Annotated in this window: 16 protein-coding genes; 7 read left to right on the top strand and 9 right to left on the bottom strand. The window is 62.9% G+C overall.

Translation table 11 applies throughout. The features are described from left to right. The first annotated feature begins 237 nt into the window (after positions 1-237). On the top strand, positions 238-594 hold the full coding sequence (locus EN807_RS27285) for a response regulator (protein WP_287247952.1): 357 nt from the start codon (positions 238-240) through the stop codon (positions 592-594). Positions 595-627: 33 nt separating this feature from the next. Further along, positions 628-2,001 carry a PleD family two-component system response regulator gene (locus EN807_RS27290; protein ID WP_135937436.1) on the top strand — a complete coding sequence of 458 codons (1,374 nt, stop codon included), beginning with the start codon at positions 628-630 and terminating at the stop codon, positions 1,999-2,001. Between the two features lie 388 nt (positions 2,002-2,389). On the opposite strand, the gene rpmG is transcribed toward EN807_RS27290, so the two are convergent. From rpmG to topA, 7 genes are all read right to left on the bottom strand, one after another. Beyond that, positions 2,390-2,557 carry a 50S ribosomal protein L33 gene (gene rpmG, locus EN807_RS27300; protein ID WP_006201775.1) on the bottom strand — a complete coding sequence of 56 codons (168 nt, stop codon included), beginning with the start codon at positions 2,555-2,557 and terminating at the stop codon, positions 2,390-2,392. A gap of 185 nt (positions 2,558-2,742) precedes the next feature. Next, entirely contained in the window at positions 2,743-3,201 is a 459-nt protein-coding gene (locus EN807_RS27305; RefSeq protein WP_135937437.1) for a hypothetical protein, read from the bottom strand. Between the two features lie 105 nt (positions 3,202-3,306). Further along, positions 3,307-4,482 (bottom strand): MFS transporter, encoded by a 1,176-nt coding sequence (locus EN807_RS27310; RefSeq protein WP_135937438.1) that lies wholly within the window; start codon positions 4,480-4,482, stop codon positions 3,307-3,309. A 21-nt stretch (positions 4,483-4,503) separates the two neighbouring features. Further along, entirely contained in the window at positions 4,504-5,238 is a 735-nt protein-coding gene (locus EN807_RS27315; protein WP_135937439.1) for an NUDIX domain-containing protein, read from the bottom strand. Between the two features lie 73 nt (positions 5,239-5,311). After that, positions 5,312-5,764: a DUF983 domain-containing protein gene (locus EN807_RS27320; RefSeq protein WP_127210820.1), complete on the bottom strand. Its 453-nt coding sequence runs from the start codon at positions 5,762-5,764 to the stop codon at positions 5,312-5,314. Then, entirely contained in the window at positions 5,764-8,034 is a 2,271-nt protein-coding gene (rnr, locus tag EN807_RS27325) for a ribonuclease R (RefSeq protein WP_246684390.1), read from the bottom strand. Before rnr ends, EN807_RS27320 begins: the two co-directional genes overlap by 1 nt. Positions 8,035-8,076: 42 nt before the next feature. Further along, a complete protein-coding gene (topA, locus tag EN807_RS27330) occupies positions 8,077-10,704 on the bottom strand; it encodes a type I DNA topoisomerase (RefSeq protein ID WP_135937441.1) in 2,628 nt (875 codons plus the stop codon). A gap of 561 nt (positions 10,705-11,265) precedes the next feature. On the opposite strand from topA, the gene EN807_RS27335 reads away from it, so the two are divergent. Both EN807_RS27335 and glmU read left to right on the top strand, forming a co-directional pair. After that, on the top strand, positions 11,266-12,012 hold the full coding sequence (locus EN807_RS27335) for a cytochrome c biogenesis CcdA family protein (protein WP_127318765.1): 747 nt from the start codon (positions 11,266-11,268) through the stop codon (positions 12,010-12,012). Between the two features lie 156 nt (positions 12,013-12,168). After that, positions 12,169-13,533: a bifunctional UDP-N-acetylglucosamine diphosphorylase/glucosamine-1-phosphate N-acetyltransferase GlmU gene (gene glmU, locus EN807_RS27340; RefSeq protein ID WP_135937442.1), complete on the top strand. Its 1,365-nt coding sequence runs from the start codon at positions 12,169-12,171 to the stop codon at positions 13,531-13,533. Positions 13,534-13,543: 10 nt separating this feature from the next. On the opposite strand, the gene EN807_RS27345 is transcribed toward glmU, so the two are convergent. Next, entirely contained in the window at positions 13,544-13,918 is a 375-nt protein-coding gene (locus EN807_RS27345) for an ADP-ribosylation/crystallin J1 (RefSeq protein WP_135937443.1), read from the bottom strand. A gap of 227 nt (positions 13,919-14,145) precedes the next feature. On the opposite strand from EN807_RS27345, the gene glmS reads away from it, so the two are divergent. Beyond that, positions 14,146-15,969: a glutamine--fructose-6-phosphate transaminase (isomerizing) gene (gene glmS, locus EN807_RS27350; RefSeq protein WP_135937444.1), complete on the top strand. Its 1,824-nt coding sequence runs from the start codon at positions 14,146-14,148 to the stop codon at positions 15,967-15,969. 80 nt (positions 15,970-16,049) lie between these two features. After that, entirely contained in the window at positions 16,050-16,808 is a 759-nt protein-coding gene (locus EN807_RS27355; protein WP_128344452.1) for a DUF502 domain-containing protein, read from the top strand. On the opposite strand, the gene recG is transcribed toward EN807_RS27355, so the two are convergent. Beyond that, on the bottom strand, positions 16,760-18,868 hold the full coding sequence (gene recG, locus EN807_RS27360; protein ID WP_135937445.1) for an ATP-dependent DNA helicase RecG: 2,109 nt from the start codon (positions 18,866-18,868) through the stop codon (positions 16,760-16,762). The two genes, EN807_RS27355 and recG, sit on opposite strands and share 49 nt — an antisense overlap. Before the next feature lie 92 nt (positions 18,869-18,960). Here recG and EN807_RS27365 point away from each other — a divergent pair, with 92 nt between their 5' ends. Next, positions 18,961-19,248 carry a succinate dehydrogenase assembly factor 2 gene (locus EN807_RS27365; protein WP_135937446.1) on the top strand — a complete coding sequence of 96 codons (288 nt, stop codon included), beginning with the start codon at positions 18,961-18,963 and terminating at the stop codon, positions 19,246-19,248. Position 19,249: the final 1 nt, after the last annotated feature.

A 19,249-nucleotide genomic window follows, 5' to 3' on the forward strand; every position in this document is an offset into this window, starting at 1 on the left:
CGCGGTGGAATAAGTCTCTTTTTGGCAGTAATCGCAAGCGTCGCCTGCGGCAAGCCATCTAACTCTGCAATGCGGTGACCGAGGTGAAATCCGAAGCTTTTCCGGCAGCCGGTTTCCGTTTCGTCAATTATATTGCCGTAGAGTCGAGCAGGAGTTGATGCGTACCGGCGAGGGCGCATGACGGCAACCTTCGAGCGGAAGGCAGGCCGAGACGGGAATTTGATGCCTAAGAAGGTCATGATCGTCGAGGACAACGAGCTCAACATGAAGCTCTTTCGGGACCTCATCGAAGCGAGCGGTTACGAGACGGTACGCACGCGCAACGGCCTGGAAGCACTGGATTTGGCGCGACTGCACAAGCCGGACCTCATTTTGATGGACATCCAGCTGCCCGAAGTGTCGGGGCTGGAGGTGACCAAATGGCTGAAGGAGGACGACGACCTCCATGTCATACCGGTCATTGCCGTCACTGCATTCGCGATGAAGGGCGATGAGGAGCGTATCCGCCAAGGTGGCTGCGAAGCCTATATTTCCAAACCGATCTCGGTGCCGCGTTTCATCGAAACCATCAAATCCTACCTGGGCGACGCCTGATGCGCCCTTCCAGCCGAGCCGGAGCTTTATGAGATGACTGCACGGATCCTCGTCGTCGACGACATCCCTGCCAATGTGAGGCTGCTCGAGGTCCGGCTGCTTGCCGAATATTTCGAGGTGCTGACCGCCACGAACGGGATGGACGCGATCGAGACCTGCGAAAACGGCAAGGTCGATGTCGTGCTGCTCGACGTGATGATGCCTGACATGGACGGGTTCGAGGTCTGCCGGCGGCTGAAGAGCGACCCGGCGACGTCGCACATCCCCGTCGTCATGATCACCGCGCTCGACCAGGTTTCGGATCGGGTGCGCGGCCTCGAGGCCGGTGCCGACGATTTTCTGACCAAGCCGGCGAACGATCTGCAGCTGATGACGCGCGTCAAAAGCCTGGTCAGGCTGAAGACGTTGACCGACGAGCTGCGCTTGCGCGCCTCGACCACGCGCAATATTGGCATCGAGGAGCTGTTGAGCCGCAACTTCGCGTCCGCAGACACCACGCCGAAGGTTCTGCTGATCGACGAGCGCAAATCCTCCTTCGAGCGCGTCCAGAAAATGCTGCGCGGCACCGCCGACCTCGACATCGCCACCGATCCGCATGCCGGCTTCTTCCAGGCCGCCGAGACGCCCTATGAATGCGTGATGATCTCGACGGCCTTTGCCGATTTCGATCCGCTCAGGCTCTGCTCGCAACTGCGTTCGCTCGATCGCACCCGTTTCGTGCCGATCATCCTTCTGGCGCAGGAGGGTGAGGAGGGGCGCATCATCCGCGGCCTCGAACTCGGCATCAACGACTATCTGATGCGGCCGATCGACCAGCAGGAGCTGACCGCTCGGCTGCGCACGCAGGTGCGCCGCAAGCGCTACAACGACGAGCTGCGTGCCAGCGTCACCCAGACCATCGAGATGGCGGTGACCGACGCGCTGACTGGGCTGCACAATCGCCGATACCTCGACAGCCACCTGCAGACGTTGTTCGACCGTGCCGTGGCGCGGCGACGGCCGCTGTCGATGATGATCACCGATCTCGACCGCTTCAAGACGATCAACGATGCACATGGCCATGACGGCGGCGACGAGGTGCTGCGCGAATTTGCGCGGCGGCTGCGCAAGAATGTGCGCGGCATCGATCTCGCCTGCCGTTTCGGTGGCGAGGAGTTCGTCGTGGTGATGCCGGACACGGACGGCGCCGTCGCCGAAAAGGTCGCGGAGCGCATTCGCGCCGAAATCGCCCTTATGCCGTTTGCCGTCGGTCACGACGGCAAGACGATCGAGGTTACCGTCAGCGTCGGCGTGTCGTCGGTGCTGAAGGGCGTGGATACGGTTGCCGGACTGATGAAGCGCGCCGACCTCGCGCTCTACGAAGCCAAGAGCGCCGGCCGCAACCGCGTCGTCGCCAAGGCGGCGTAAGGCCGATTCTCCATTCAGTGCGACAGGGTTACGAATTTACCTTAATGCAAGCGATTCGCCGGGCTTGGTTAAGAAATTGTTGATTTTCACAGGCTGTTGCGCAAGTGTGCAGACCAATGACGGAACCGGCGCGAGGTAGATAGCCGGATCGATCCGAAGAATACCCCATGATTCAGGTCCGCCGCATCTCCTGGGTCCGTGGGGTCGGCCGGCCGGCGCTGGCACATAGTGGCCTCCTCGTACCGCTGCCAAACGCCGACCGGCCCCCGTTCTCAAAATGCCTCACGACTCTGCGACAAGCGTTGGACATTTTGGACTTTTTCGAAGCCTTGAAAACAAAAACGCCGCCCATAGGGGCGGCGTTTTGGCTTTAAAGCAGGAAACCAGATTACTTGATCTTGGTTTCCTTGAACTCGACGTGCTTCTTGGCAACCGGATCGTATTTGCGGAACGACAGCTTGTCCGTCTTGGTGCGGCTGTTCTTGCTGGTCACGTAGAAGAAACCGGTGTCGGCGGTCGACAGAAGCTTGATCTTGATGTTTGCGGCTTTGGCCATTGTGTTCGTCCGTTATGTTCGTGGAGTTTTGGCCGCTGGAGCACGGGGAAACACCCGGACGCGGGAAACTCGGCGCGACACATAAAGAACGCGCCCGGAAAGTCAACCCCGTGAGGCTTCGGTGCAGTCGCTTGTGCAAGCCGTGGTCAATATCAGAGCCAGCCGGCAGCCGAGAATGTTCCTGACTATGCGTCTTCCCTAACCGGCGGAGCGGCCTTCTTCCAGTCTCCCGTGGTGTTCCACCAGCGGTTCGGGTTGGAGCGGTCGTCCAAGCCCTTGGAGCGGCTGGCGAGGATCGGCTGAATGCGGATCACCGGCTCCTGATAGCTGTGGGCCTGGAATATCGCTTCGACAATGCGGGCGGCCAACGCCTGATCGTCGGGCAGTTCGAACGACACCTCCACCGTGCCATGCCGTCTGCGCAATTCCGTCTCGGCGCCTGCAGCCGCGCCTTCGAGTGGCCGGTAGCGCTCGATGCCGTGCGCCGACTGGTAGGCATTGCTGTCGTATTTGCCCATGGTCAGCGGAGCGATCGCGACCACAGCTTCCATGATGCGGTCGACATCGGAGGCCGGCGCTTGAAAGGTCACAAGCAGCAGCAATTCCATCCGCACCGATTTCGTTTCAAACCCGGAGTCGATCATGGCGGCATCCTCAAATTCGTGGCGTGTTGCTGACAATCTACCTTGGTGCTGCTGACACGGTCATGTCAGCAGCCTTGCGCCACATGAGGCATCGATCGGGTCTTTCTACAGGATTTTTCGGGCGAGCCTGGCGCCGACCAGCGCGATATAGAAGGCGAAGAACACGCCGAGCGCCCAGCCGAAGCCGGAGGGTCCGAAAAGGTCCATGCCGATGCCGATCGCCTGCGGGCCGAGCACCATGCCGACACCATAGCAAAGCACGAAGGCAGCGTTGGCCGAAGCCAGGTCGTGACCGGAAAGCTTCGAGCCGAGATGGGCCAGCCCGATCGTGTACATGGCCGCGACCACGCCGCCCCAGACGAACAGAAGCGCCGCCATCAGATGCCAGTCCTGCGCGAAGTGCGGCATGAAGATAGTGCCGGCAAGCCCGATGGTTGCACACACCAGAAGCAGATAACGGCGGTCGCTGACACGGTCGCTGATCATGCCGAGCGGGATCTGCAACAGCACGTTGCCGAGGCCAATCATGGTGAGCAGGAGGGCGGCATCGGCCTCGGAATAGCCGATGCGGTTGCCATAAACGGGGAACAGCGCAAAGCCGCCGGTCTCGACCGCGCCGAACACCAGCACCGCGGCGGTCGCCGTCGGCACCAACCAGATGTAGCGCAGGAAGTTGCTGGTTTCGCCATTGGAGACGATCGTCGGGCTCTCGTTGCGTGCCGCCAGAACTGGGATGGCGGCCAGCGTCACCAGCGCCATGATGACGCCGAAGGGCAGGAAGCCGGTGCTGCCGAGTTGCGCGAACAGCCACGGCCCGGCGGCAAAGCCGAGGGACAGCACGGTGGCGTAGATGCCGAGGACGAGACCGCGCCGGTGTGGCGGCGCCGACGTGCTGATCCAGAATTCCGACAGGATGAACAGCACCGTCAGCGCGATGTGCAGCAGGACGCGCAGCGGAAACCACATCCAGAAGTCCGGCGCGAAATGGAAGCCGACAAAGGCCAGCACTCCCGTTGCGATCATAGCGAGCATCGTCCAGGCGACGCCGAAGCGCATGGCGAGCGGGGTGGCGAGCGGTGCGCCGACGATCGATGCGAGGCCGGCGACAGCGGTGTTGAAGCCGATCATGGTCGCCGAATGGCCGCGCGTTTCGAGAATGACGCTGAGCAGCGGCATGCCGAGGCCGATGGCGATGCCGACGACGCTGATCGACGAGATCGCCGCGATCATCGGCAGCCAATGTACGCGTTCCTCGACCTCTTGCTGGGTATCGACCGTCATGGGATGTGAATGCTCTATGCTCTACAGAATTTCGCGAACGAAGCGATTGCGGACAAGCCGGTAGAACGGCACGGAACCACCGGGGCGCAGCAGCGGATCATCGACGAGCCGCTTTTCCAGCTCCTCGAGGATAGCCCTGGTGATGTCGGGAATATCAGCTTCTCTGGCCTTGGCGAGCGGCAGCCAGACCAGTTCCTCCAGCTCGTTGGTCGGACCGCCGTCCGGCAACTCCACGGCGACATCTTCGCGCCAGGCGCTGAAGAAGCGCGTGTCGAAGCGACGCACCCGGTTTGGCGGCGTGATGGCGCGCGCGACGAAGCGCAGCGCTTCCAGCGAGGGTCTTACGCCGTGCTCGGCAAAACCCTGCCAATCGCGCCTGGTCGTGGCGAAGGCGCCCTTTTGGCCGATCAGCAGGCCGGCTTCTTCATAGGTCTCGCGAATCGCCGACAGGGCGATGGCGCGGGCGCGGGCCGGGCTGGTGCGGCCGACGCCGGCGGTCAGCCTCGCCTGTTCCTCAGGTTGCAACGCTGTGGCAACGGGAATTCGGCTGTCGGCCGGATCGGTACGACCACCGGGAAAGACGAATTTCCCCGGCATGAACGCGTGACGGGCGTGGCGCCGGCCCATCAGCACCAGGAACTCGTCGCCCTTGCGGTCGAGCAGGATCAGCGTCGCGGCGTCGCGCGGGCGTATAGGCTTGGCGTCGAGCGCGATCCGCTCAACCTTGTCGACTTCCGCCTTGGTCATAACGTCCATGCGCACGACCTAGCGGAATCTTCTCCGATGCGAAAGTGGCGTCCAGCCATGCCGATTTGCGCCAGCCTCGGTTTCAAGCCTCGGGATGCGACTCGATCAGATCTTCTTCCCCACCGAAGCCGTGCATATAGAACGCCCATTGCAGGCCGATGACGGCGCCCTTGACCGGCTGCAGCAAGACGATCGCCATGAGGATGGTCAGCGGCACCCAGATGGCGATGTGCTGCCAGGTGGACAATGTGGAGGTCGCTTCGACACCCATGAAGGCGCCGAGCACGATGTGGCCGACGATAACAACCACCAGATAGGCCGGCAGGTCGTCGGCGCGGTGGTGATGGAGCTCCTCGCCGCAATGATCGCATTTATCGACGGTCTTGACGAAAGCGCGAAACAGCTTTCCCTCGCCGCAATGCGGGCAGCGGCCAAGCGCGCCACGCTTCATCGCCGTCCACAGCGGGCGGGCAATGCGGCCCGAATGATGTTCGCCGCCGAAAACCTGTTGGTTCATGTTCAAATCGCTTGGCATTATCGTCTCCTGCCGCGCGAGCCTGGACGCGATTGCGACGCGCGGGCGCGGCCTTTGGCCTTGTGAAACGACCGTTTGGAGCCGGGCAGCGGCTTTGGGTCGGTCAGCATCTCGAAACGCATCGCGCCGGCCATAGGCGCCACCTCGATCAGGCGAACCTCGACGCGGTCGGCAAGCTGATAGCCCTTGCCGGTGCGCTCTCCGAAAAGCGATCGGGCAGTTTCGTCGTATATATAGTAATCGCCGTCCAGACTTGACACCGGGATGAAACCATCTGCGCCATACTGCGGCAATTGGACAAATAGTCCCGATTTGGTGACGCCCGAAATGCGTGCATCGAAACGATCGTCGACACGCTCGGCCAGATAGGCGGCGATCAGCCGGTCGACCGTGTCGCGCTCGGCGGCCATGGCGCGGCGCTCAGTGGCCGAGATCAGTGCTGAAACCTCTTCCAACCGCTCCGCCTCATCTTGCGTCAGTCCGCCCGCACCAAAGCCGAGGGCGGCAATCAGCCCGCGATGCACGATCAGGTCGGCATATCTACGGATCGGCGACGTGAAATGCGCGTAGCGTTTCAGATTGAGGCCGAAATGGCCGATGTTGCTGGGCGAATATTCGGCCTGCATCTGCGTGCGCAGCACCACCTCGTTGACCAGTCCCTCATGGTCGGCGCCGCGGACGCGATCCAGAATCCCGTTGAACTGGTTGGGCCGCATCTGCGCCCCGCGTGCCAGCGAGAGGCCAAGCGTCTGCAGGAATTCGCGCAGCGATTCCTGCTTGGCGAGCGAAGGCGCGTCATGGATGCGGTAGACCAGCGCCTGCCGTTTCGCCTCCAGCGTCTCGGCCGCCGCGACATTGGCCTGGATCATGAATTCTTCGATCAGCTTGTGTGCGTCGAGCCGCTCCGGCACGACGACCCGGTCGACGGTGCCGTCCTCCTTGAGCAAGATTTTCCGCTCAGGCAGTTCAAGCTCGAGCGGCTGACGCGTCTCACGGCCGCGCTTGACGACGGCGTAGGCATCCCACAGCGGCTTCAGCACCGTGTCGAGGATCGGGCCGGTCTTGTCGTCCGGCGCGCCGTCGATCGCGGCTTGCGCTTGCGGATAAGCGAGTTTCGCCGCCGATTTCATCATGATGCGGTGGAATGAATGCCTGAGCTTGCGGCCATCGGCCGAGAAGGTCATGCGGACCGCCAGCGCCGGGCGGTCCTGGCCTTCGCGCAGCGAACAAAGGTCGTTGGAGATGCGCTCCGGCAGCATCGGCACGACGCGATCCGGGAAATAGACCGAATTGCCGCGCTCCAGCGCCTCGCGGTCGAGCGCGGTGCCATAGCGCACATAAGCGGCGACATCGGCAATCGCTACGGTAACCACCACGCCGCCGGGGTTCTTTTCGTCTGGATCCGATATGGCGAACACCGCATCGTCATGGTCCTTGGCGTCGGCCGGATCGATGGTGACCAGCGGCAGCTCGCGCCAGTCCTCGCGGCCGGCCAGCGTCGCCGGTTTGACCGCCTCCGCCTCGGCAATGACGTCTGCCGGGAAAACATGCGGAATGTCATGCGCGTGGATGGCGATCATCGAGACCGCCTTTTCGCTGGTCAGCGAACCGAGCACCGCCAGCACCTTGGCTCTGGGCAGTCCATAGCGGGAGGCCCGCGCCGGCTCGACCTCGACCAGATCGCCGTTCTTGGCGCCGTTCTGGAATTCCTTGTCGACCACCAGCTCCGGCTGGCGTCTTTCGACAGGCTCGATGCGGAAGGTGCCGTCCTGCAGAACGCGAAAAACGCCGAGAACGGCATCGGTGCGCTTCTCGAAGATCTTCATCACCCGCCCGGTGTATGCGGGGCCCGTCGCGTCATCTGTTGGAAAGGTCTTGGCCAGCACGCGGTCGCCGATGCCCGGAGTCGGGCCGCCGCCGCCGCGCGACACGCGGATCGCGATGACGGGCGGCTCGCCGTTGCCAATGGCTTCGGTTGGGTGCGCCAGCAGCACGCCGTCGGCGTCGCGGCCAAAGATGTCGAGCACGGCGACATGGGCGAGGGCGCCGACGCGGGCCAGCCGCTTGCGTTCCTTGGTCAGCAGGCCCTCATCCTGCAGGTCGCGCAAAATGTCTTTCAGCCAGATACGGTCCTCGCCGCGCAGCGCAAACGCCTTGGCGATATCGCGTTTTCCTGAGCGATCCGGATTTTCGGCGATGTAGCGCAGGATCTCGTCGCGGGACGGCCGGTAGTTATCCCTAACCTTGGCTCTCGTGTCGGCGGTGCGCAGATCGCCATGACTTCTTCCGGATACCCTGCGCGCCACGATGCCCTATCCCTTTTTGTTGGCCACTTTCTTGGCCGCCGGTTTTTTGGCCGCCGCAGGCTTTTTGGCAGGTGCGGCCGCTTTGCGGAAGGGCTTTCTGCCGCCACTGCCGCCCTTGGCTTCCTTCTCGGCAATCAGCGCCACCGCGTCCTCGATCGTCACCGACTGCGGGTCCTTGCCCTTCGGCAGCGTCGCATTGACCTTGCCGAAATTAACGTAAGGCCCGTATTTGCCGTCACGCACGACGATCTTACCGCCGCCAGCCGGATGCTCGCCGAGCTCCTTCAAGGCGGCGGGCGTGCCGCCATTGCGGCCGCCCGGGCCCTTCAACTGCTTCTCGGCAATCACAGACACGGCGCGGTTGAGACCGATCGAGAACACGTCCTCGATATTGTCGAGATTGGCGTAGGTGCCGTCATGCAGCACGAACGGGCCATAGCGCCCCAGCCCGGCCGAGATCATCTTGCCGGATTCCGGATGCTTGCCGACGTCGCGCGGCAGCGACAGCAAGGCGAGTGCCTTTTCGTGGTCGATCGAATCGACCGTCCAGCCCTTGGGCAGGCTGGAGCGCTTGGCTTCCTTTCCGTCGCCGCGCTGGATATAGGGGCCGAAACGACCGCTGCGCAGGGTGATTTCCTCCGCCGTGTAGGGGTCCTTGCCAAGCACCTTGGTGCCGTCCTCGCCATTGCCGTTTTCGCCATTGGGGTTGGCGGCGTCGCCGAGCTGGCGGGTGAAGGAGCATTCGGGATAATTCGAACAGCCGACAAAGGCGCCGAATTTGCCGAGCTTCAGCGACAGGTTGCCGGTGCCGCATTTCGGGCAGATCCGGGGGTTCGAACCGTCTTCCCGCGCGGGAAACACCAGCGGCGCCAGTTCTTCGTTCAATGCATCGAGCACGTCGGTGACGCGCAATTCCTTGATGTCGGCGACGGCGCCCGAAAAATCCTTCCAGAAATCGCGTAGCACATCCTTCCAGGCGAGCTTGCCGTCCGAGATTTCGTCCAGTTTTTCCTCGAGCGAGGCGGTGAAATCATATTCGACATAGCGCTCGAAGAAGCTTTCGAGGAAGGCCGACAACAGCCGCCCCTTGGCCTGCGGTACAAGCTTGCGCTTGTCGATGGCGACATAGTCGCGGTCCTCGAGCGTCTTCAGGATCGCCGTATAGGTCGATGGCCGGCCGATGCCGAGCTCTTCCAGCTTCTTGATCAGCGAAGCCTCCGAATAGCGCGGCGGCGGCTCAGTCGTGTGCTGGGTGGCGTTGATCGCCTCGCGGTCGAGCTGTTCGCCGGCACGGATCTCGGGCAGACGGCGGTTTTCCTCGTCTTCCGAATCCTCGTCCTTCTGCTCGGTATAGGCGGCAATGAAACCGTCGAAGCGAACGACCGAGCCGACGGCGCGAAGCTCGGCCGTGCGGGCGCCATTGACCGCCTCGATCTCGACCGTGGTGCGCTCGATCTCGGCCGGCTGCATCTGGCTGGCGATGGCGCGTTTCCACACCATCTCGTAGAGCCGGGCCTGGTCGGCATCGAGATATTGCCTGACCGAAGCCGGCGTGCGCATGAAATCGGTCGGGCGGATCGCTTCGTGCGCTTCCTGGGCGTTCTTGGCCTTGGTCGTGTAGTAGCGTGACTTTTCCGGCAGGTATTTCGGGCCGAATTCCTTGGCAATGGCATCGCGGGCGGCCGAGATCGCTTCAGGCGCCATCTGCACGCCGTCGGTTCGCATATAGGTGATCAGGCCGGCAGTCTCGCCGCCGATATCCATGCCTTCGTAGAGCCGCTGCGCCACTTGCATGGTGCGGCTGGCCGAGAAGCCGAGACGCGAGGAGGCGGCCTGCTGCAGCGTCGAGGTGGTGAAGGGCGGGCCTGGATTGCGCTTGGTCGGCTTGGCTTCGACCGACAGCGCCTTGAAAACAGCGCCTTCCAACATCGTCTTGATGTCGTCGGCCTGCGCCTTGTTCGAAATGTCGAGCTTTTGCAGCTTCTTGCGCTCGAAGGCGGTCAGCCGCGCCTCGAAATTTTCTTTGCGCGGCGTGCCGAGGAGAGCTGATATCTGCCAGTATTCCTCGCGAATGAAGCGCTCGATCTCCAATTCGCGGTCGCAGACGAGCCGCAATGCCACCGACTGCACGCGGCCGGCGGAACGGGCGCCGGGCAGCTTGCGCCACAGCACGGGCGACAGGGTGAAGCCGACGAGATAGTCGAGCGCGCGGCGGGCGAGATAGGCGTCGACCAGCGGCGCATCGATCTGACGCGGATTGGCCATAGCTTCCAGCACCGACGATTTGGTGATGGCGTTGAAGACGACGCGGCTGACCGGCTTGTCCTTCAGCGCGCGCTTCTGCTTCAGCACTTCCAGAACGTGCCAGGAAATGGCTTCGCCCTCGCGATCCGGATCGGTGGCGAGGATCAGGCCGTCGGCGTCCTTGACCGCCTTGGCGATGTCGGCAAGACGTTTGCTCGAGGCGGTGTCGACAGCCCAGGACATGGCAAAATCCTCGTCCGGACGCACCGAGCCATCCTTGGCCGGCAGATCGCGGACGTGGCCGAACGAGGCCAGGACCTTATAGTTCTTTCCGAGGTACTTGTTGATTGTCTTCGCTTTGGCCGGCGATTCGACGACGACGACGTCCATGAGGTCTCATATCAGCTGTGGTGCGGCAGAAGAATTCCGCTGCGCGCGACGAAATCTCGTAGAATTGTCGCTCACATGGCCGCGCTTTTGCATCCGGTCAAGGGGAAGCGCCCAAAATGCAGTCCTGCATTCAGCGCGCAACCCAAGGGTGCGTCATGTGATATCCGCAATCCCGGATAGGGGGAGCGGCTGCCCTACCGTTGGACAAGCCGGCAATGGATCCGGGAGAAACGGGACAAAATCTTCCGCGGATATAAGAGAAACATCGATCATGCGCCAGCCCCCCGCTGAAGAGACGTTCGGTAGGATGCTCTGTCGGCGGGCGAGCCAGGCGTGGCGAGTGGGGCTCATATGCCCAGCGGACAGTACCAAAAGCTGGCCGCCGGGAGGCCTGTTCTCCCTGATATGATCGGGAAGCGCGCGGAAAGTCGCGGCCTCGTTGCATCAACGCGCCTGGGGTGCCGTTTCTTCCTCGATGCAGGGCGGCAACTTGCCACGCAATGGTGATTGGCGGACAAGCCCGTGCGCCGCTATATCGGCGCCGACAGTTGGAGTTCGGCAATGGCATTGGATATCGGCTATGTCAGCGCGGTCGGGGCGGGGGCGATCTCGTTCCTGTCGCCTTGCGTGCTGCCGCTGGTGCCGCCGTATCTCTGCTACATGGCCGGGGTGTCGGTCGATGATTTCCGCGGCAATGCCGGCGTCACGGCCAAGGCCGACGCGCGCAGTGCGCTGCTCTATGCCTCGATCGCCTTCGTTCTCGGCTTCTCGACCGTCTTCGTGGCGCTGGGCGCCGGCGCCTCGACCATCGGCCGGCTGCTGCGCGTCTGGCAGGAGCCGCTGGCGATGGCCGCCGGCGTGCTGATCATCCTGATGGGGTTGAATTTTCTCGGCATATTGCGCATCCCGCTGCTGTCGCGTGAGGCGCGCTTCCAGTCGCAAGGCAAGCCGGCCAGTATCGTTGCCGCCTATGTCATGGGACTGGCCTTCGCCTTCGGCTGGACACCCTGCATCGGACCGGTGCTGGGGCCGATCCTGACGTTGGCCGGCGGCCGCGAGACGGTGGGCGAGGGCGCGCTGCTGCTTGCCGCGTACTCGCTAGGTCTCGGCATACCGTTCCTGATCGCGGCGCTGTTTTCCGGCGCTTTCATGCGCTTTCTCTCGAAGTTCCGCGTGCATCTCGGCCGTGTCGAAAAGGCCATGGGCGCACTGCTGGTCGTCGCCGGCGTCTTTTTCCTGACCGGAGGCGTGCAGGCCGCATCCTATTGGCTGCTGGAGAATTTTCCGGTGCTGGGGCAGCTGGGGTAGGCTTGACCAGATACGGCCCCATGCTGGCGCATCTACACCTGCTGATTAAAAGTCAGTTGCTCTCCCGTCTCACCGGAATTTAACCGCATTGGTGCAGCATGGCGTCAGTGCTAGACATGCCTTGATTCCCAACGCTTTTCATATGGTTGCCTTTCCATGAGCCAGAGAACCTGCCTGTCCGTCATCCTCGCCGCCGGCGAAGGCACGCGCATGAAAAGCGCTGTGCCAAAAGTGCTGCACACGATCGCCGGCCTGCCGATGGTCGCCCATGTCGTGAGGGCTGCCGAAGCGGCAGGCAGCGGTGATCTGGCTCTGGTGATCGGCCATGGTGCGGACGAGATGCGCAAGGCCACGCAAAAATTCGCGCCGAAGGCGGAGACCTTCGTCCAGGACAAGCGGCTCGGTACGGCGCATGCTGTTCTGACTGCTCGCGACGCGATATCAAAGGGTTACGACGATATCCTGGTGATGTTCGGCGATACGCCGCTGATCGATCCGGAGGTGCTGACTGCTGCGCGCCTGAAGCTGGCCGAAGGCGCTGCCGTCGTTGTGGTCGGCTTCCGCACGTCAAATCCTTCCGGCTATGGCCGGCTGATAGAAAAGGACGGCAAGCTCATCGCCATCCGCGAGGAAAAGGACTGCACCGACGAGGAGAAGAAAATCACCTTCTGCAATGGCGGGCTGATGGCGGTCGCGGGCAAGCATGCGCTCAAGCTGCTCGAGCAAGTCGGCAACAACAATGCCAAGGGCGAGTATTATCTCACCGACGTCGTCGAGATCGCCGGCGGGCAGGGTTTTGATGTCGTTGCGGCAGAAGCCGGCTACGAGAATGTGCTCGGCATCAACAACCGTGCCGAACTCGCCCAGGCCGAAGGCATCTGGCAGAGGCGCCGGCGGGGCGAGGCCATGCTCTCCGGCGTCACATTGATTGCGCCGGAAACCGTGTTCTTTTCGCACGATACCGAGATCGGCGCGGATACGATCGTCGAACCCAATGTCTGGTTCGGGCCGGGCGTGAAAATCGCCACGGGCGCCAAGATCCATGCCTTCAGCCACATTGAAGGCGCCACCATCGCTTCGAACTGCGATGTCGGCCCGTACGCGCGGCTGCGGCCGGGCGCCGATCTCAAGCAAAAGGCCAAGGTCGGCAATTTCTGCGAGGTCAAGCAGGCGACGATCGAGGAGGGGGCCAAGGTCAATCACCTGACCTATATCGGCGATGCCCGCGTCGGCGCCGGCGCCAACATCGGCGCTGGAACCATCACCTGCAACTATGACGGCTACTCGAAGTTTTTCACCGACATCGGCGAGGGCGCCTTTATCGGCTCGAACTCCTCGCTGGTGGCGCCTGTTACGATCGGCAAGGGCGGCTACATCGCTTCGGGCAGCGTGGTCACCGAAAGTGTCCCCGACGATGCGCTGGCCTTTGGCCGCGCCCGCCAGAGGACGCTGGCCGGCAAGGGCAAGGAATTGCGCGAGCGTTTTGCTTCGGCCGCGGCGGCGAAGAAGGCCGGTGGATGATCATTCGGCGTTAGCCGGCAAGGTTCGCATCTGTGCCGAAAGCGGCCGTCACCTCGATCCTGCCGACAATTGCCCTGTTGAATTCAGGAAGGTCTTCGGCAGGGATCCAGTATTCCAGATGTGCCCTGCTACCGGCATGTTCAACCCGGTACTGGTCGAGAAAGCTCTTCAAAACGTCAAACCGGGTAACGAAGCCCGAGCCGCTGGCTGGTACGTTCCAGTCACGCGCGATCTGCACGGCATAAGCTTCGGACAGAACGGGGTAGAAAATGGGTTGCTCGGGAAGGCGCGGCGGAAACGCCCGCATGCCGGACTTCTCGATCAGCTTCAGCTCTTCAGGCCCAACCGGGCGCCAAAGCGTCACCGTGTCGATTTGTTCGTTCATGACCGCATCATATCTTTGACGGATTTCAGAACCATTGGGACGAGATAACATGCATTCGCGGACAAACCGAGCGAACGCGGTAACCGGATTGCAAGAGCGCTGTGTCATGGTGCATCTGTGCAAGATCGTTCCGGCTGATATGGAACGAAACGCAATGTGATTTTCGCGGCAGCCCGGCCAATCCTAAATGACGCCGGGTTTCATGCCGGAATCGGGGGCAAACGTCTATGTGCGGTATCGTCGGAATTGTCAGCCACTCGCCTGTCGCGCCACTGATCGTCGATGCGCTGAAAAGGCTCGAATATCGCGGCTATGATTCCGCCGGCGTCGCCACCGTCGAGCGCGGCAAGCTTGCCCGTCGCCGCGCCGAGGGCAAGCTGATCAATCTCGAACGCCGGTTGAAGGACGAACCGCTCGACGGCATGATCGGCATCGGCCACACGCGCTGGGCGACGCATGGTGTGCCCAACGAGACCAATGCGCATCCGCATTTTTCCGATGGCGTCGCCATCGTCCATAATGGCATCATCGAGAATTTCGCCGAATTGCGCGACGAGTTGATGCGCGACGGCTACACATTTTCATCACAGACCGACACCGAGGTCGTCGCACATCTGGTGGGGCGCGAACTGGCCAAGGGCCTGAAGCCGGTCGAGGCCGCGCACCAGGCGCTGAGGCGGCTGGAAGGCGCCTTTGCGCTTGCCATCATGTTCAAGGGCGACGAGGACCTCATCGTCGGCGCCCGCAACGGCCCGCCGCTGGCCGTCGGCCATGGCGACGGCGAGATGTTCCTGGGCTCCGACGCCATCGCGCTTGCCCCCTTCACCAATTCGATCACCTATCTGGAGGACGGCGACTGGGCGGTGGTGCGCCGCAACGAGGTCGCCATCTTCGACATGGACGGCAGCAAGGTCGACCGCAAGCGCCAGCAGTCGCTCAGCACCAGCTTCATGGTCGACAAGGGCAACCGGCGGCATTTCATGGAGAAGGAAATCCATGAACAGCCCGAAGTGATCTCGCACACGCTGGCGCATTATGTCGATTTTGTCGGCGGCGTATCGAAGCCGCTCGACCTGCCGTTCGATTTCGCCAAAATCGACCGGCTGGCGATCTCGGCCTGCGGCACTGCCTATCTGGCCGGCCTGATCAGCAAATACTGGTTCGAGCGCTATGCGCGGCTGCCGGTCGATATCGATGTCGCTTCGGAATTCCGCTACCGCGAGATGCCGCTGTCGAAGGCAGACGCCGCCTTCTTCATCTCGCAATCGGGCGAGACCGCCGACACGTTGGCCTCGCTGCGCTATTGCCGCAAGGCGGGCATGAAGATCGGCGCGGTCGTCAATGTCCGCGAATCGACGATGGCGCGCGAGTCCGACGTCATCCTGCCGACGCTGGCCGGGCCGGAGATCGGTGTCGCCTCGACCAAGGCCTTCACCTGTCAATTGTCGGTGCTGGCCTCGCTTGCCGTGCGGGCCGGCGTGGCGCGCGGAACGATCTCGCGGGAGCAGGAAACGACGCTGGTCCGCCAACTGTCGGAAGCGCCGCGCTATGCCAACCAGGTCTTGAAGCTCGACGGGCAGATCGAAAAGGTCGCACGCGACCTCGCCCACTACAAGAACGTGCTCTATCTCGGCCGCGACACCAATTTCCCGCTGGCCATGGAAGGCGCGCTGAAGCTCAAGGAAATCTCCTATATCCATGCCGAGGGCTACGCCGCCGGTGAGCTGAAGCACGGGCCGATCGCGCTGATCGACGAGAACATGCCGGTGATCGTCATTGCCCCGCACGACCGCATTTTTGAAAAGACGGTGTCCAACATGCAGGAAGTGGCGGCGCGCGGTGGCAAGATCATCCTGATCACCGACAGCAAGGGTGCCGCACACGCCACGGTGAAGACGATGGAGACGATCGTGCTGCCGGACGTGCCGGAAATCATCTCGCCGATCATCTACGCGCTGCCGATCCAGATGCTGGCCTATTTCACCGCCGTGTTCATGGGCACCGACGTCGACCAGCCGCGCAACCTGGCGAAATCGGTGACTGTGGAATAGGCGTGGTTTAAAAAATTTCGCGGTTCCAAAGCGGATTGCGGTTCATTAATGTTGCGCCGCAACCAGTGCTGCGGTGAACCATGTCCGATGCGCCCAAGACCTCTGGCATGACCCGGCTGCGGAATTACTTCCTGACAGGCTTTGTCGTCTGCGCGCCGCTGGCGATCACCGCTTACATCGCCTGGTCCTTCATCGGCTGGGTCGATTCGTGGGTGAAACCCTATATTCCGGCGCGCTACAACCCCGATAGCTATCTGCCGGCGCCGGTTCCGGGATTCGGCCTGATCGTCGCCTTGATCCTGATCACCCTGATCGGTTTCCTGACCGCCAATATCGTCGGCCGCGCTATCGTCTTGTTCGGCGAACGGCTGCTCGGCCGCATGCCGCTGGTGCGCGGCATCTACGGCTCGCTGAAGCAGATCTTCGAGACTGTGCTGTCGAACAAAGGCGACATGTTTCGCCAGGTCGGGCTGGTCGAATATCCGCGCAAGGGCGTCTGGTCGCTGGTCTTCGTCGCCAGCGACAAGGAAACCGAGATCAACCAGAAGCTCGACCAGGAAGGTGATCCGCTGATCGCGGTATTCATGCCGTGCGCGCCCAACCCGACCACCGGCTTTCTCATGTATGTGCCGAAATCCGATATCGTGCTGCTCGACATGACGGTCGAGGACGGCGCCAAGCTGATCGTTTCGGCAGGCCTGGTGGCGCCGGCGGTCAAGACGAAAATGGTGACGTTGAACGGCAAACCGATCGGCGTTCAGATCGCCAATCCGCCGGTGGATGCCGGGCCTCAGCCGGCGCGCAAGAGCCGCACCGCCTCGTCGCGGCCGAACAAATAAAGCAGCATGCGAAGGGCGGCGCCGCGTTCGGATTGCAGTTCCGGATCGCGCGACAGGATCAGCCGCGCGTCGTCGCGGGCGGCCTCCAGCAGGTCGGCATGCGCCTCGATGCGCGCCACCTGGAAGCCCGGCGTGCCGGACTGTCGGGTGCCGAGCAACTCGCCTTCGCCGCGCAGCTTCAGGTCCTCCTCGGCGATGCGGAATCCGTCCTCGGTCTCGCGCATCACCGACAGCCGGCGCGTTGCCGTCTCGCCGAGCGGATCCTTGTAGAGCAGCACGCAGGAGGATGGTTTTTCGCCGCGACCGACCCGGCCGCGCAATTGGTGCAACTGGGCGAGGCCAAAGCGCTCGGCATGCTCGATGACCATGATCGTCGCATCCGGCACATCGACGCCAACCTCGATGACCGTGGTGGCGATCAGGATGCGTGTCTCGCCGGCCTTGAAGGCGCGCATCGCTTCGTCCTTTTCGGCGCCCTTCATGCGACCGTGCACCAGGCCGATCCGGTCGCCGAACAGCGGCTTCAGCGAGGCAAAACGGTCCTCCGCCGACATCAGCTTGATCTCTTCGGATTCCTCTACCAGCGGACAGATCCAGTAGATCTTCTGGCCGTCGGCGACGGCGTCCCGCATGCGGCCGACCAGTTCGTCGAGCCGCTCGAGCGGCAGGGTGACGGTGCGGATCGGCTGGCGACCGGCCGGCTTTTCGGTCAGCTTCGACACGTCCATGTCGCCGAAAGCGGTCAGCACCAGCGTGCGCGGGATCGGCGTCGCCGTCATCACGAGCATGTCGGGCGCATCGCCCTTGGCGGTGATGGCAAGCCGCTGGTGAACGCCAAAACGGTGCTGCTCGTCGATGACGGCGAGGACGAGGTCGTGGAACATCACCGTTTCCTGGAACAGGGCGTGGGTGCCGACGATGATGTCGATCTCGCCATTGGCCAGACCGGCCAGCGTCTCGGTGCGCTCGCGGCCCTTTTCGCGGCCGGTGAGGATGGCAACGCGCAGGCCGGCTCGATCCGCCAAAGGTGCAATCGTCGCAAGATGCTGGCGCGCCAGGATTTCGGTCGGCGCCATCAACGCCGCTTGGCCGCCAGCCTCGACGGCGCGCGCCATGGCGAGTAGCGCGACAACCGTCTTGCCAGAGCCGACATCTCCCTGCAGCAGGCGCAGCATGCGTTCGGGGTCACCGAGATCGGCATTGATTTCGGCAAGCGCCATTTCCTGCGAGGCAGTCAGCGAATAGGAAAGGGCGGCGCGCAGCTTTTCGACGATGCGACCGTCGCCGACCAATGGTCGTCCGGACAGGCGGCGGACTTTTGCGCGCACCAGCGCCAGCGACACCTGGCCTGCCAGAAACTCGTCATAGGCGAGACGCCGCCAGGCCGCGCCGTCGACGGACACGTCGATCGGGTCCTCGGGATTGTGGATGCGGGCAAGCGCGTCGCCGAAGGCAGGAAAGGTCCGGCGGCGCAGAAACTCGCCATCCTGCCATTCCGGCAGCACCGGCAAGCGAGCGAGCGCCTGGCCGATTGCGCGGCGCAGCACTTTTCCCGAGAGCCCGGCGGTGAGCGGATAGACCGGCTCGACCAGCGGCAGGTTTTCCGCTTCGCTGGCCAGCGCGATGTGGTCTGGGTGAACCATGGTCGGCCGGCCGTTGAACCATTCCATGCGACCGGAGACCACGACATGCTCGCCTTCGGGCATCGCTCTTTCCAGATAGGCGGCGTGCGCATGGAAAAAGGTCAGCGCGATCTCGCCGGTGTCGTCATGGGCGTAGACGCGGTATGGCACCGATCTGTTGCCGCGCGGCGGCGGCTGGTGGCGGTCGACGCGTACTTCGAGGGTGACGATCGCGCCTTCGGCCGAACCGGCGATGCCCGGCCGGTTGCGGCGGTCGATCACCGTGTGGGGCAGCATGAACAGAAGATCGCCGGCGCGCGCCGCTCGGTCGCCGAGATCGGCCGGCACGATTTTCTCGATCATCGCGCCGACCTTCGGCCCGATGCCAGCAAGCGAGGTGATCGGGACAAACAGCGGATCGAGGAGGGAAGGACGCATGATGTCAGCTTATGTCGAGACAGCCGCAGCGCAAGGCTGACACCGCCCTCTATCCACGCTATATGCGCCGCTTCAGGCAAGGATGCTGGACGATGACCGGGACGAAACGACCAAGCGAGGGGCTCGATGCCCGCCGCCGCAAGCTTCTGTTTCGGTCCTGGCATCGCGGCATGCGCGAAATGGACCTCATTCTTGGCAGTTTCGCAGATGCCGAGATCGGCGCCTTGACCGGCGACGAACTCGACCAATATGAGAGGCTCCTCGATGTTCCCGACACCGAATTCCTGCCCGTGATCACCGGCGAGCGTCCGATTCCGGCAAATATCGATTGTGCCGTCCTGCAAAAAATCCTGGCGTCGCGCCAGACGATGACATTCTGAA

Origin of the sequence: Mesorhizobium sp. M5C.F.Ca.ET.164.01.1.1, from assembly GCF_004792125.1 — a bacterium.
Lineage (GTDB): Bacteria > Pseudomonadota > Alphaproteobacteria > Rhizobiales > Rhizobiaceae > Mesorhizobium > Mesorhizobium wenxiniae.

Excerpts from the sequence above, each read along its gene's own strand:
- EN807_RS27285 (WP_287247952.1), top strand. The coding sequence starts at position 238 with ATGATCGTCGAGGACAACGAGCTCAACATGAAGCTCTTTCGGGACCTC.
- EN807_RS27290 (WP_135937436.1), top strand. The coding sequence starts at position 628 with ATGACTGCACGGATCCTCGTCGTCGACGACATCCCTGCCAATGTGAGG.
- rpmG (WP_006201775.1), bottom strand. The coding sequence starts at position 2,557 with ATGGCCAAAGCCGCAAACATCAAGATCAAGCTTCTGTCGACCGCCGAC.
- EN807_RS27305 (WP_135937437.1), bottom strand. The coding sequence starts at position 3,201 with ATGATCGACTCCGGGTTTGAAACGAAATCGGTGCGGATGGAATTGCTG.
- EN807_RS27310 (WP_135937438.1), bottom strand. The coding sequence starts at position 4,482 with ATGACGGTCGATACCCAGCAAGAGGTCGAGGAACGCGTACATTGGCTG.
- EN807_RS27315 (WP_135937439.1), bottom strand. The coding sequence starts at position 5,238 with ATGGACGTTATGACCAAGGCGGAAGTCGACAAGGTTGAGCGGATCGCG.
- EN807_RS27320 (WP_127210820.1), bottom strand. The coding sequence starts at position 5,764 with ATGCCAAGCGATTTGAACATGAACCAACAGGTTTTCGGCGGCGAACAT.
- topA (WP_135937441.1), bottom strand. The coding sequence starts at position 10,704 with ATGGACGTCGTCGTCGTCGAATCGCCGGCCAAAGCGAAGACAATCAAC.
- EN807_RS27335 (WP_127318765.1), top strand. The coding sequence starts at position 11,266 with ATGGCATTGGATATCGGCTATGTCAGCGCGGTCGGGGCGGGGGCGATC.
- glmU (WP_135937442.1), top strand. The coding sequence starts at position 12,169 with ATGAGCCAGAGAACCTGCCTGTCCGTCATCCTCGCCGCCGGCGAAGGC.
- EN807_RS27345 (WP_135937443.1), bottom strand. The coding sequence starts at position 13,918 with ATGAACGAACAAATCGACACGGTGACGCTTTGGCGCCCGGTTGGGCCT.
- glmS (WP_135937444.1), top strand. The coding sequence starts at position 14,146 with ATGTGCGGTATCGTCGGAATTGTCAGCCACTCGCCTGTCGCGCCACTG.
- EN807_RS27355 (WP_128344452.1), top strand. The coding sequence starts at position 16,050 with ATGTCCGATGCGCCCAAGACCTCTGGCATGACCCGGCTGCGGAATTAC.
- recG (WP_135937445.1), bottom strand. The coding sequence starts at position 18,868 with ATGCGTCCTTCCCTCCTCGATCCGCTGTTTGTCCCGATCACCTCGCTT.
- EN807_RS27365 (WP_135937446.1), top strand. The coding sequence starts at position 18,961 with ATGACCGGGACGAAACGACCAAGCGAGGGGCTCGATGCCCGCCGCCGC.